The sequence below is a fragment of the Janthinobacterium sp. SUN128 genome, from assembly GCF_030587275.1.
Taxonomy (GTDB): Bacteria; Pseudomonadota; Gammaproteobacteria; order Burkholderiales; family Burkholderiaceae_D; genus Janthinobacterium; species Janthinobacterium lividum.
Genome location: NZ_JAPWHY010000001.1, coordinates 2491902 through 2505312 on the forward strand (window position 1 = coordinate 2491902; position 13411 = coordinate 2505312).

At 63.9% G+C, this 13411-nt stretch carries 8 protein-coding genes; 3 read left to right on the forward strand and 5 right to left on the reverse strand.

The window, feature by feature from the left end:
• Positions 1–13: 13 nt before the first annotated feature.
• The 5 genes from O3297_RS11270 to tssK form a co-directional block, all read right to left on the reverse strand.
• Positions 14–880, reverse strand: coding sequence for an urease accessory protein UreD (locus O3297_RS11270; protein ID WP_305048709.1), 867 nt, complete (start codon positions 878–880; stop codon positions 14–16).
• Positions 881–1010: 130 nt separating this feature from the next.
• A complete protein-coding gene (locus O3297_RS11275; RefSeq protein ID WP_305048710.1) occupies positions 1011–3221 on the reverse strand; it encodes an EAL domain-containing protein in 2211 nt (736 codons plus the stop codon).
• Between the two features lie 175 nt (positions 3222–3396).
• Positions 3397–5562, reverse strand: a complete 2166-nt coding sequence (locus O3297_RS11280; protein ID WP_305048711.1) for a HAMP domain-containing sensor histidine kinase — start codon at positions 5560–5562, stop codon at positions 3397–3399.
• Positions 5559–8639 carry a PAS domain-containing hybrid sensor histidine kinase/response regulator gene (locus O3297_RS11285; protein ID WP_305048712.1) on the reverse strand — a complete coding sequence of 1027 codons (3081 nt, stop codon included), beginning with the start codon at positions 8637–8639 and terminating at the stop codon, positions 5559–5561. The genes O3297_RS11280 and O3297_RS11285 overlap by 4 nt, the downstream gene beginning before the upstream one ends.
• A gap of 162 nt (positions 8640–8801) precedes the next feature.
• A complete protein-coding gene (gene tssK / locus O3297_RS11290) occupies positions 8802–10178 on the reverse strand; it encodes a type VI secretion system baseplate subunit TssK (RefSeq protein WP_370385397.1) in 1377 nt (458 codons plus the stop codon).
• Between the two features lie 145 nt (positions 10179–10323).
• Here tssK and tssF point away from each other — a divergent pair, with 145 nt between their 5' ends.
• The 3 genes from tssF to O3297_RS11305 are packed head-to-tail and all read left to right on the forward strand — an operon-like array spanning position 10324 to position 13402.
• On the forward strand, positions 10324–12129 hold the full coding sequence (gene tssF, locus O3297_RS11295; protein ID WP_305048713.1) for a type VI secretion system baseplate subunit TssF: 1806 nt from the start codon (positions 10324–10326) through the stop codon (positions 12127–12129).
• On the forward strand, positions 12093–13118 hold the full coding sequence (gene tssG, locus O3297_RS11300; RefSeq protein ID WP_305048714.1) for a type VI secretion system baseplate subunit TssG: 1026 nt from the start codon (positions 12093–12095) through the stop codon (positions 13116–13118). Before tssF ends, tssG begins: the two co-directional genes overlap by 37 nt.
• Positions 13115–13402 (forward strand): PAAR domain-containing protein, encoded by a 288-nt coding sequence (locus O3297_RS11305; protein WP_370385398.1) that lies wholly within the window; start codon positions 13115–13117, stop codon positions 13400–13402. The genes tssG and O3297_RS11305 overlap by 4 nt, the downstream gene beginning before the upstream one ends.
• Positions 13403–13411 lie beyond the last annotated feature (9 nt).

A 13411-nucleotide genomic window follows, 5' to 3' on the forward strand; every position in this document is an offset into this window, starting at 1 on the left:
GCTTCTTTCCTGATTAAGTGTTCCAGATGCGGGGCACGACGGCGTCGCGCCCCAGCATGGCGGGACGCAGCAGCTGCCAGGCGGCCAGCATGATGCGGCGCGCCGCCTCGCTGTCGCCGCACAGCAGGCGCACCGCCACCAGCGATTTCATGTGCGTGGCGCCAAACGCGGCGCCGTCCGGCACGGCGATCTCGCGCACGGCCGCCAGCACGGCGGGAGAAACGGGCGTGCCGATGGCGATCAGGGTGGCGCACACGGTGTGGCCTCCCAGGCCCAGTGGGCTGGCCATCAGCGCGCCGCCGGCGGCCAACACGCCCTGCTCCCACCACAGCAGCTTGCCGCCGCGGCGGATCCGCACCTGCTGGCTGATGCTGCCCGTGTTGAACATTTCGCCCGAGGCGCTGCGGCCCAGGCAGACGATGTCGCAGCCGATGTAGCCGGCGTCGGCCGCCAGTTCCACTTCATGGCGCAGGCGCACGCAAGCCTGGTCGAAGAAAATGCTCTCCTGCGGCAGCCATTCGATGGCCGCGCCGCTGGCGGCGCGCAGCATGATGTGCTGGCCCGAGACATGACCGTTGGCGCGGTACCACTTGGCGGCGCCCGGGGACGTGAGCAAGGCGTGCGCGCCCTCGCCCACCGTGGCGTCGACGGCCAGCTGGTCGCCGCCCACCACGCCGCCGGGCGGATGGATGATGATGGCGTGGCAGACGCGATCGCCCTCCGGATACAGGGGCTTTTGCACGCGCAGGGGGCCGCTGTGCGTACGCTCGACGAGGCGGCTGACGCCATCGTGCAGCGCAAAGCCCAGGCGCAAATGCGCCTGCCAGGCGCCGTGCGCGCTGGCCTGCAAAAGCATGGCTGGAGGGGTACTGTCTGGCATGCGGGGCAATCGCGTAAATAAGCGATTACCTAAGCAGGATATGTGCCAGCGTCAGGGGAAATAAAAGTGAGAATCGTGCACCGCGCTGCAGCGAACGCACCGGCATGGTGCATCGGCCGCACCGCAGCGCTTAGGCCACCGCCACGGCCAGGATGCGCCGTTCGCGCAGCAAGGCCGTGAAGGCTTCCGCGGCCAGGGGGCGGCTGAAGTAATAGCCCTGCATTTCGTCGCAGCCGTGTTCCGTCAGGAAGTCGACCTGTTCGCGCGTTTCCACGCCCTCGGCGATGACGCGCATGTCCAGGTTGTGCGCCAGCGAGATGACGGAACGGGCGATGGCCGCATCGCTGCTGCTGGTGGTGACATCGTCGACGAACGATTTGTCGATCTTCAGCACGTCGATGGGAAAGCGCTTCAGGTAGCCCAGGCTGGAATAGCCGGTGCCGAAGTCGTCGAGCGAAATGCCCACGCCGATATCCTTCAGGCGCGTGAGGGCCGCCACGGCCTTGTCCGGATCGCCCATCACGGTGCTTTCCGTGATCTCGATGCCCAGACAGGCGGGCGCGATGCCGTATTTGCGCAAGGCCGCCTCGACGAACGGCACCGTGCGGTCTTGCGCGAACTGCTTGCCGGACAGGTTGACGGCCACCTTGATACTGCCCAGGCCCGCGTCGTGCCAGGCGCGGATCTGCGCGCACACGCTTTCGAGCACCCATTCACCGATGGCCGTGATCGAGCCATATTCCTCTGCCAGCGCGATGAACAGGCCGGGCGGCACCTTGCCCAGCACCGGATTATCCCAGCGCAGCAAGGCTTCCGCGCCCAGCAAGGCGCCCGTGCGCAAACACATCTGCGGCTGGTAGTGCACTTCGAATTCATCGCGGCCGATGGCGCCGCGCAGCTGCTGCTGCATCGCCAGGCGGGCGCGGATATCGCTGCCCATGCGCTCCGTGAAGAAGGCGTAATGGTCGCGTCCCATTTCCTTGGCGCGCACCAGGGCCGTATCGGCATGGCGCAGCACGTCGTCGAGGCTGTCGCCGTCGGCCGGGCACATGGCGATGCCGATGCTGGTGGTCAGCGCCAGGCGCTCGCCATCGACGCTGAGTTCTTCGCGCAAGCCGGCCAGGATGGTTTGCGCCAGCCCCAGGGTGCGCCCCAGCAGGGCATCGTCCTGCAGCAGGATCTGGAATTCGTCGCCGCCCTGGCGCACCACCGTGTCGCCCTCGCGCACGCAGCCGGACAGGAAACGCGCCACCACTTGCAGCGCCTTGTCGCCCACGGCCTGGCCATGCGAATCGTTGATGTTCTTGAAGCGGTCCAGGTCCAGGCACATCAGCACCACCTGCTGGCTGTCGCGCAGGGCGTTCGCGCGCGCCTGTTCGAAGCGCTCGCGCAGCAGCACGCGGTTCGGCAGGCCCGTCAGCGCGTCGTGGTAGGAGAGGAAATCGATCAGATGCTGCTCGGCCTTGCGCTCGCTGATGTCGAGGAAGACGCCGATGTAGTTGACGACGGCGCCGTCGGGCCCGTGCACGGTGGAGACGCTGAGCAGGCAGGGATAGGTGTCGCCGCTCCTGCGCCGCGTCTGCACCTCGCCCGACCAGCAGCCACTGCTGCGCAAGCCCTGGCGCAGGGCCAGCAGCACCGCCTCGCCCGTGTATTCGGCATGCAGGCGCAGGATGTCCGTGCCCACCACTTCCTGCGCCGCGTAGCCGGTGATGCGCGTAAAGGCGGGATTGGCCGTGACGATGACGCCGGCAGGATCCGTGATCAGGATGGCGTCCTGGGTCGCTTCAAAGACCTGGCCCGACAGGCGCAGCAATTCTTCATTGGCGCGGCGGATCTGCACTTCGCGCGCCAGGGTGCTGGCCACCTGCTCCAGTTCGGCCGTGCGTTCGGCCACGCGCCGCTCCAGGTTGGCGCGCTCCTGCGCCAGCTGCAGCTGCGCCCGCGCCAGGCGCACGTGGGCGTCCGTGCGGGCCAGGATTTCCTCGGCCTGGAAGGGCTTGGCGATGAAATCGACGGCGCCCAGCGCGAAGCCGCGCACCTTGTCGTCCGTATCGTACTGGGCCGACAGGAAGATCACCGGCACCTGGCGCAGGGACGGTATTTCCTTCAGGCGGCGGCACACTTCAAAGCCGTCGAGGCCCGGCATGCGCACGTCGAGCAGGATCAACTCCGGCGGGCGCGCCTGGGCCGTCCACAGGGCCAGTTCACCGTTCGGCGCCTGGCGCACCGCATAGCCGGCGCCGCCCAGCAAATCGCTCAACAGCTTCAGCGAAGCCGGCGTATCTTCAACGATCAGTACTTCGCCCTTCGAGTTCACTTCCGAAAAATCGCGGTGCATGTAGCAGTTCTCTCAGCTTTGGATGAGGCGCGGCGATCCGTTGCCGCGCTGGACAAGACATTTCTTTGCGATGAACTACGTACCATCATCATAATCTTTATTGCAATTTAGCACCATCCATCGGTGGCACTTAGCCCGTCTTTTCATCGAATCCGATGTTGTCAGCCCACACTTTTCAAGCGTGCGCCGGCGCGCCCTCACTCTCCAGCAAGTCGCACAGCTGGCGGTACTGATGCTGGTCGAGCATGGCTTGCAGCGGCGCCAGCACGGGCGCAGCCGCCGGCGGCAAGTCACCCAGCAGCAGCGCCACCCTGGCCAAGTTCAATTCGCGCAGCGCCACCAGCAAGGCCGCTCGCTCTTCACCTGGCAGCAACTGCAAGTCTCGCGCCCGCAGCGCCGGCGGCGCCTCGGGCACCAGCGCCGCCGGCAGCGGCACGGGCACCTGCACAGGCGCTTCCGCCGCCTGCGCGGGAATGCTGAAACGGAAGGTGGCGCCCTGCCCCGGCATCGATTCCACTGTCAGTTCGCCTTTCATCAATTGCACGAATTCGCGCGAAATGGCCAGGCCCAGGCCCGTGCCATCCTTCGGTCCCGCGCTGTCGGCCTGCACGAAGGGTTCAAAAATGCGCTGCTGGTCCTCCGGGGCGATGCCGATGCCCGTGTCGCTGACGGCAAACGACAGCATCCATTGATCGCCATCGCGCCGCGCAGCGCGCACGCGCAAGGTCACTTCGCCGCCGCCGGCAAATTTGACGGCGTTCGACATCAGGTTCAGCAGCACCTGGCGCAAGCGCGTCGCGTCAAGCACCACGGCCGCAGGCAGGTCCGCGCAATCGAGGCGCAGGGCCAGGCCCTGCTGCTCGGCGCGCATGCCCAGCATGTCCATCACTTCCTGCAACAGGGGCGCCAGCGCCGCCACGGCCGTCTGCGCGTGCAGGCGTCCCGCCTCGCCCTTCGACAGTTCGAGGATTTCATTGATCAGGGTAAGCAGATGATTGCCGGAGCGGTGGATGATGGCCAGGTTGCGCTTTTCATCGTCCTGCATGTTGGGCGAGGCGGCCATCAGGCGCGAAAAGCCGATCACGGAATTCAAGGGCGTGCGCAATTCATGGCTCATGTTCGCCAGGAAGGTACTCTTGGCGCGGTTCGCCGCCTGCGCCTGGCTGACGGCCACCGACAAGGCGCTCGTGCGCTCGGCCACCAGCTCTTCCAAGTGATGGCGGTGGCGCAGCAGTTCCAGTTCGGCCTCGCGGTGCGCCGTGATGTCGTAGTTCGAGCCCACCAGACGCATGGGCTGGCCCTGCCCGTCGCGGAAGATCACGGCATCGGCCTTGATGTAGCGGATGGCGCCATCGGGCCACAGGATGCGGTACTCGTGCGTGAACGCCTGGCCGGCTCCGAGCGCGGCGCGCAGGGCTTCCTTGGCGGCCGGCACGTCGTCGGGCATCAGCGCCGCGCGCCAGATCGCCGCGGGTGCCATCCTGCTGTCCGCATCAGCCTTGAACTGCGCGTACATCTGTTCATCCCACTGCAAGGCATCGTTGACGACGTTCCAGTCCCAGATGCCGATGCTGGCCGCGCCGGTGGCCATCTGCACGCGCTCCTCGCTGCGCTGCAGGGCGCGGTAGCGGCTGTCGAGCAGTGCCACCATGTCGCGGATGGAGCGGTACAGCGTGCGCAGTTCGCCCAGGAACCAGGCTTTCGGCGGCGTGCCGAATGCTTCGCCCTGCCCCGCCTTGATGCCGGCCGCATACTGGCCGATCGCCTTCAGGGGCTTGAGCATCAGGCACCACATGAGCAGCCAGACGCTGGCCACCAGGATCACGTCGAGCGCCACGATCATGGCGCCGATGCCCAGCGCGCGCTGCTGCAGCTGCGCGTGCAGCAGCGCCGGCGTCGCATACACGGCCACGCTGCCGATGACCTGTCCGCCCATCGTCACGGGACGCCGCTGCACCAGCCAGTCGGGCTCCGCGGACAGCGAGGAAAAGCTGTCGATGGCGCCGCTTGCCGTGCGGCGCAAGACCAGCGCCTCCTTGCCGATGCCCGGCGTCAGGGAACTGGCCACCAGGTCGCGCTTGCCCAGCATGCTGCGCATGATGGCCTGCATCTGCTTTTCATCGAGATTCCACAATGGCAGTTCGATGGCCACGGCCAGCTGGTCCGCGCTCACGGCCAGGCTGCGATGCAGCTGCTGCCAGCGCTGCTCGCGTTCGGACTGGTAAAACAGCACGGCAAACACCAGCAGCAGCGCGGTGACGACAAAGGTCAGCGCCACGCTGACGGCCAGCACGATGGAGACGCCGCCCAGGCGCGCGTCTTTAGGCAAGTGAAAAGTCATGCGTCCTCGCCCTGCGGCTCGCTCGCCAGCTGCGCCAGCAAGACGCACAGCGGCTGGTACTGATGCTGTTCCAGCATGGCGGCGATATGCGCGGCCAGCTGCGGCAGGCTGGTCGCCACGCCGGCCAGCACGATGGCGCTGCGGCGCAGATCGAGGGCCTGCACGGATTCGAGCAGCGCCTGCCGCTCGGCAGCGCCCAGCTGGCCCAGCGCCTGCTGCAAGTCAAAGACAGCCACCGGCACGCGCGGCGCCGCGGCGGCAGTACGCTGGAAGCGCACGCCCAGCTGCTGCTCCAGCATGGCGAACAGGTGCTCCTGCTCGATCGGCTTGCGCAGGAAACCGTCGGCGCCGGCCGCCAGCGCTTCCTGTTTTTCCTCCTCGAAGGCGGAGGCGGTCATGATCACCAGGCGCGGCTGCACCAGCGCCGGCTGCGCGCGCAGCCAGCGCGTCAGCGCCAGGCCATCCATGTCCGGCATGCGCCAGTCGCTGAGCACGATGTCGTAGCGCTGCGCCGCCAGCATGGCTTGTGCCTGCACGCCGCCCGCCGCCTCGTGCAGCTGGAAGCCCAGCGGCGCCAGCAAGCCGGCCAGCAGCTTGCGGCAGTTATCGTCATCGTCGACCAGCAGCACCATGCGCCCGCGTTGGGCTGGCGGCAGGCGCGCCACGCGGCCCGGCGCCAGCGACGCGATGGCCGGCTGCTGCAGCACCGGCGCGCGCAGCTCGAAACTGAAGCGGGACCCGGCCCCCAGGGTCGATTCGACGCGCAGCTCGCCGCCCATCAGACGCACGAATTCGCGCGAAATGGTCAGCCCCAGTCCCGTGCCGGCCTGCGCCACGGCGCTGTCGGCCTGCACGAACGGTTCAAAGATGCGCTCCAGATCCTCTTCCGCGATGCCGCTACCCGTATCGCGCACGGCAAACGCCAGCGCCACCTGTCCATCGCCGTCCGCCTGGCAGGCCAGCGACAGGGTCACGCTGCCCTGCTCGATGAACTTGAGCGCGTTCGACAGCAAATTCAACAGCACCTGGCGCAGCTTGGCGCCATCGAGACGCACCAGCGGCGGCACGCCGGCACGTTCGAGCCGCAGCGCGATGCCCTGGTCGCCGGAGCGCATGCGCACCATCTCGAGCACCTCGTCGAGCAAGCCATTCAAGTCCACGGGCCCCGCTTGCAGCTGCATGCGGCCCGCCTCGATCTTCGACAATTCCAGGATATCGTTGATCAAGGTCAGCAAATGGTGGCCGGCGCGGTTGATGATGGCCAGGTTATGCTTTTCTTCCTCGAACATGCTGCTCGAATCGGCCATCATCTGCGAAAAGCCGATCACGGAATTCAAGGGCGTGCGCAATTCGTGGCTCATGTTGGCCAGGAAGACGCTTTTCGCGCGGTTCGCCGATTCGGCCTCCGTGACGGCCACCGACAGGGCCGCCGTGCGCTGCTGCACCAATTCTTCCAGATGGTCGCGGTAGCCGAGCAGCTCCTGCTCGCTTTGCTTGCGCTCGGAAATGTCGACGATGCCGCTGCGCACCAGGCGCCGCCCTTCCATCGGCAAGCGCACCAGCCGCACTTCGCAGGGAAAGATGCTGCCGTCGGCGCGCCGCACATTGCGTTCAACCAGGATGGGCTCACCGAGCATGGCGCGGCGCAGATGCTCTTCCATCATCAGTCCCAGCGGCAGGCCATCGGGCTGCTCGCCGGTATACAGGTCGAACGGCCCGCGCGCCAGCAGCGCTTCGCGCGACATCCCCAGCATGCGCTGCGCGCTGCTGTTGGCGTCGATGAAGCGGTCCAGGTCCAGGTCATACACGACGATGGCTTCGGGCGCATGCTCGACGAGGATGCGGAAGCGCTGCTCGCTTTCGCGCGCATCGCTCTCGGCGCGGCGCAAGCGGCGGCGCTGCAGCAGCAAGGCGCTCAGCATGCATGCCATGGCGAGAAACACGGCGCCGGCCGACAGCACGGCGACGCGGTGTTCGTGCCACAGCTGTGGCGGGCGGTTGAAGAACAGGGTGTGCGGCGGCAGCCGGCTGAAGTCCGCATCCCAGCGCTGCAGCTGTTCCCAGTCATACATGGGCACCGGGCGGACCGGCGGCAGCAAGGCGCCCGGCGCGGCAGGCGCCTTGCCGGCCAACACGGCCAGCGACATCTGCGCCACCTGCTGCGCGGCCCCTTCGATGTGCAGGATGGAGCCGCCGAGGATCCCCTTGCCCACGTTCGTGTTGTACATGCCGAACGCGGGCACGTTCGCCAGCCGCGCCAGTTCCCCTGCAAACTGCACGGGCGTGGCGATGGCGCCGTCCACATCGCGGTTGACGTTGCCCGCCACCAGCAAGGTATCGGCGGGCAGGTGCGCCACGGCCGCGCGCATCTGCTCCAGGGTCAGGTCATCGAGGTAGCGCATGGCCACCTTGCCCTGCCACGCTTGCGCCGCCTGCTGCATGTTGCGCTTCAAGGCCTGGTCGGCCTCGCTGGCGCCGACGGCCATGACGATGGTTTTGGTCTCCGGGAACAGCGCCATGGCTTGCGCCAGGGTGCCGGGGAAATCGACATTCGCCTTTTGCTGCCAGATGGATGCCGGGCTGCCGGCCGGCAAAGCCTTGCCCGAGGTGTTAATCGCCAGCACGGGCACGCCGCGCGCCAGCGGCGCCAGGTCGGACAATAAAAAATCGAGCGCCGGCTGCTGCATGGCGATGATCAGGTCGGCCTTGCGGCCCATCATCTGGGTGTATCTTAAAAGCAACAAATCACGCATCTCGTTGCGCAGCGCCGGGTCGCCCTGGGTATTCAGGTTCAGGTGCTCGACCATGATGTCTTCGCTGGCCAGGCCCGCAGCGGCCATGGCGGCCACATAGGTCCGCGTGTACGACTCCACGCCGGCGCGGCCGTAATCGTAGGCGTTGAGAAACAGCACGCGCTGGCCCTGGTGCGGCGGCGCAGCGGCCGGCGTCGCAGCCGGCACGGCGGCCGGGGCTGCGGCGACACAGAACGCCAGCAGCAATGCGCGGCCACAGCGACGCACCGCTGCCCTGCCCATCCCGCCGCCAGGCCGCCAGCCGCCCGGCACATCACGCATCATTCGCCATGCCCATGCTCACTCCCGCCTGTCACCATGTTTCAACTATGCGCTGACTGCTCAGCCACCGACACTTACAAAAACATGATAACGTCAACTGCAGGGGCAAGTCTATTCCTTAGGGCAATCTTTTGACAAGACAACCGCTCGCAGCGTCCACCATCGTTACGCGGCGGTGCCGCTGATACCGAACAATTCCAGCTTTAACCCTTTTATGCCAGACGGCACATAAATCGCAATCGCCTGGGCCTTGATCATGCTGTCATAAATACTGCCCTTGTTATCGATCGAAAAGTAATACGTATTGGGCCGCACTGGCACTTCGGCAGGGACCTGGGCCATATGACGCAACTCGGCACCCGGAAGCGCCCGCCCCAGTAATAGTTCGATAGTGTCCGGAGAGGAAACTTTGAACTGCAATGGCACCGTGGCGACCAGTTCCAGCGCCGGCATATCGGCGTTTACCGCAAGACAGAGTTCAGTCTGCCGGTCAATCCGCTTGGCATCGAGCAAGCCGTGATAGTGGGTGTTTTGTTGCATGTCGTTGGACAGTGCAATCGGGAAGTAGCGCAACAGCAGCACAGTATCGATCAGGTCGCGAATGATGCCATCGAGCTTGCCGAAACCGGGAGCCGCGTCATCGTGACAATACGCCGGCAAGTCGCTCAGTGTGTATTTTTTCGAAAACGTCATCAAGCCACCGGCCAATGCCATCAATTTTTCAAACAAATATACGGGATGGTGGCGCCGATAACTGGCGCAATGGCTGAGCGTGGCGCTGGCCGTACTCAATGTATTGAGCATCCAGAATGAGGAAACATCCCCGCCATGAAATTCAACCGTATTTTTACCGGGCTGACGGTGGCGGCTGTACAGCGCCTCAACTTTCGCGCCCATGCGGTCGATCAGCGATTCGAGCATTTTTTGCAGAGAAGACTCGGCGCTGATGGTCAGGCCAGGTGGAATGAAGGACGTATCGACTTCAAAGCCGCCATTGCCAGCGCGGTACAAACGGATCAGCGGAATGGCAAGGTAATCGTTCAGGGGCTCCAGTTGCGACAGAAGATACACGCGTTTCTTCAGGTAAGCCACGTCAATGCTGACTGCTTCGCTATACAGATCCGGGGTTTCGATATCCACCTGAACATAGCGCGCGCCGGCAGAACTCGAATTGCCGCCATGTGCCTGCAGCGCGGGCAGCGCGGCATAGAACGTAAAACTATGTTCGCTGGAAGGTAGCTTGGACAGGTCAACCGCACTGGGCAATACATCGCCAAGCGGCGCGTCAAAGAGCTCTCCATCCTGAAAGACGAGCGACATGGCGTCCGCCCGCAGGGTGTTGTTGGCCAGTGCATCCGCATTCCAGCTGACGCTGTGCACGCCCCATAAATGTGGATTAATGAGTGAGGCCAGACGTTGCAGGCGCGCTTCATGGTAGCGGTCCAGTTGCTGGAACTGCTGGGGACCGATGGCCAGTCCTTCGGACCAAAGTAATTTGGATGGCAATGTCATCGCGTTCTCCATGTTGACCGTTGGAATCATGCTGCCTTGCCAGTCTGATGTTGCCAGCGTTGACGTCTTTGATGTTGCGCAGTAACCCTATTCAATTATTTGCGCAAACGCAATTTACCTTTGAGCAAACGCTCGGATACTGGCCATTCCGCCGCAAAGACACAGGAAAAGAGAGATGGAGGACTTGCTGCCGTATTTCGAACGCGAGCTGGTGATGCTGCGGCGACATTGCCGTGAGTTCTCCGAACGCTATCCGCGAATCGCCGGCAAACTGCACATGTCCGGCGAGTCTTGCGAAGATCCGCATGTCGAACACTTGATCGAATCGGTGGCCATGCTGGCGGCACGCATCTCGAAACGGCTCGATGACGACTATCCGCAATTTACCGAAGCCTTGTTCGAGGCCCTGTTCCCCCATTATCTGCGCCCCTTTCCATCGTGCACCATCGTTCACCAGTCAGTCCCCGCCGCTGGAGCGGGCGTATTGCACTTGCCGGCGGGCAGTGAAATGGACGCAACACCCGTGCGCGGCGTGCGCTGCCGCTTCAAGACTGCCTACGGCATGACGACAGGAGCATCGGTACTGGAAAGCACGTTTTTCGATACGATGATCAAGGCGCCGGCAGGCATACGCCTGCCGGCACAAGCCAGTTCCTCGCTGAACATCGGCATCCGGCATCTCGACGCAGCGCCTGCATCACTGCGCGTTTTCATCGATGGCGAAGCTTCTTTTTCCGCCGCATTGCGCGATGCCTTGTTCATGCATGCAGTCTGCGCTTTTGTGTCCATCGACGCAGTGCAATGGTTTGCTTTACCCGCCGTGCCCTTGACGCCCGTCGGCTTCGCCGACGCGGATGCCTTGATACCTTTCGGTGCCCGTTCCCAGCCGGCCTACCGCATCCTGAGCGAGTATTTTGCGTATCCGGAAAAATTCAATTTCTTCGACATCGATATCGCGACGCTGAGTACGGCCCTGCCGCCTGGGTGCCAGCGCTTTACCCTGCATCTGTGCATGGCAGGTTTGCGACCCGATTGCGCTGCGGCACGCATGTTGTCCAGCATTTCCAGCGAAAACTTAAGGCTGGGCTGCAGTCCGGCGGTCAATCTTTTCCGCCAGGAAGGCGTGCCGATCGCCATCACCCGGCAGAAAGCCGACTACGCCGTGCTGGCCCATGCTACCCATGCCCATGGTTACGAAGTCGTCACTGTCGATACGGTGCGTTTGTTGCGCCAGCGGGGAGGGGAAAGCACGCTGACCGAATTTCGCCCGCTGTACAGCCTGCGCCATGGCGAAAGCGCGGCGCAACAAGGCCATTACTGGATCGTTCGCCACGACATGGCTTTGGCCATCAAAAGTCCTGGCCATGAAAAGAAAATCACGCTGGTCGATGGCGACTTCAATCCCTTGATCCATGAAAAGGCCAGCTTGTCGCTGTCGCTGACATGCAGTAACCGCGATCTTCCGCTATCGCTCAAATATGGCCAGCCGCAAGGAGACTTGCAACCGTGCGGCGGCGGACCCGCATTGCACATGCTGCGACGCCCCAGCCAGCCGCGACGTTTTTCACCGGGCGCGGGCCTGCACTGGCGCCTGATTTCGCACCTGACGCTGAATCATCACGCGCTGGTCCAGGAGGGCTTGCCGGCGCTGCGCGAAATGCTGACACTGTATGACCTGTCCCAATCGGCAAGCTCGCAACGCCAGATCGACGGCATCGTCGCACTGACGCACTTGCCGACCACGACCTGGCTGCGGCACAAGCGCGGCACCTCGCTGGCACATGGCGTGGAGGTGCGCATCACGCTTGACGAGGGGGCGTTCGTCGGCAGCAGCATGCACCTGTTTGTGCAGGTGATCGATCACTTCCTTGGGCTATATGTGCAAATCAACAGTTTCATCGAACTGGTGGTGCTGTCACTGCAAAGCGGAGAGGAGCTGATCCGATGCAAACCAAGAAGCGGACTGCAGAATCTGGTGTAATGCACCACTTGCTGGCCGAGCCGTACCGCTACCAATTCGTGCAGGCAATACGTATTCTGCTGTGCTGGCTACGTCAGCAGAACGTGTCCCATGCGCAAGCCTTTGGCCAGGTGTTGCGTTTCAAGAACAGCTTGTCATTGAGTTTTCCCGCCAGTGAAATCGAACAGCTTTCACTCGACGACAATGAACAGCTGACCTTGATACCGACGTTCATGCGCTTTCTGGGCATCGGAGGTACCTTGCCTTTGCACCATTCGGAACGTATCGCCGGCCACCGCTTGTCGAGCAAAGACGCCGGCGTCCCGGCCTTCCTCGATATCTTTTCGCACCGCATGCTCACTCTGTATTACCAGGCGTGGGAAAAGTATCGACTGGAATCCACGCTCCAGACCCAGGCAACGGATGCGCAACTACCTTTGCTGATGGCACTGGCCGGCGTGCAGCGCACTGCACTGCCGTCGAACGGAGAAACTGATGCTGTGACGCAGGATGTCGCGGCCTGGTACGCGGGTCTGCTGCGCTGCCGCCCCGTCTCCGCGCAAGCAATCGGCCCCGTGCTGGCCGAGTACTGCGCCGTACCCGTCACCCTGCAACAATTTGTCGGCGGCTGGGATTATCTTGAAAAAGATAGGCGCAGCCTGCTGGGCAGTGTCAACTTTACCCTGGCGCGCGGCGCAACGCTTGGCCTGCGGCTGTGGCGCCAGGATATGCGCGTGTGCCTGCATATCGGTCCGCTGGATGCTGCTGGCCTGCAACGCTTTCTGCCGCGCAGCACAGGCGCGGCGGCTTTGGCAAAGATGCTGGCGCTGTTCGTCGTACCAGACTTGCAATATGAAGTGCGGCTGATATTGAGTCCGCCATGCATTACTCCCCTGCTCCTGAGCTCCAACCCTTCAGAAAGACGGCGCTTGGGCTGGACGACGTTCTTGCAGTCAGCACAAGGCAAGGTACGTGACGCCGAAGTGCGTTATTTGCTGCAACTGGCTTGAGTACTTCACTCATGGAAAGCGAGGCAAGCATGAAACATGCGGGACGCGGCGTCATCCGGCTCGGAGACGCAACCGATCACGGCGGCAAGGTCACCAGCGCATCGTCCGGCAGCACCGTGATGGGGAAGACTGCGGCGCTGGCTGACGACACAACGTTCTGCCCCAAGTGCAAGGGCAGTTTTCCGATCACGCCGGATGGCGCCGGCGCAAAACACATGGGCAAGCCGTACGCCTATGACGGCGATGCCACCGCCTGCGGCGCCCACCTGATCACATCCCTGTAACGGAGGCAG

Bases quoted from the DNA above. Each gene is read 5' to 3' on its own strand.
- O3297_RS11270 (WP_305048709.1), bottom strand. From the start codon at position 880: ATGCCAGACAGTACCCCTCCAGCCATGCTTTTGCAGGCCAGCGCGCAC.
- O3297_RS11275 (WP_305048710.1), bottom strand. From the start codon at position 3,221: ATGCACCGCGATTTTTCGGAAGTGAACTCGAAGGGCGAAGTACTGATC.
- O3297_RS11280 (WP_305048711.1), bottom strand. From the start codon at position 5,562: ATGACTTTTCACTTGCCTAAAGACGCGCGCCTGGGCGGCGTCTCCATC.
- O3297_RS11285 (WP_305048712.1), bottom strand. From the start codon at position 8,639: ATGATGCGTGATGTGCCGGGCGGCTGGCGGCCTGGCGGCGGGATGGGC.
- tssK (WP_370385397.1), bottom strand. From the start codon at position 10,178: ATGATTCCAACGGTCAACATGGAGAACGCGATGACATTGCCATCCAAA.
- tssF (WP_305048713.1), top strand. From the start codon at position 10,324: ATGGAGGACTTGCTGCCGTATTTCGAACGCGAGCTGGTGATGCTGCGG.
- tssG (WP_305048714.1), top strand. From the start codon at position 12,093: ATGCAAACCAAGAAGCGGACTGCAGAATCTGGTGTAATGCACCACTTG.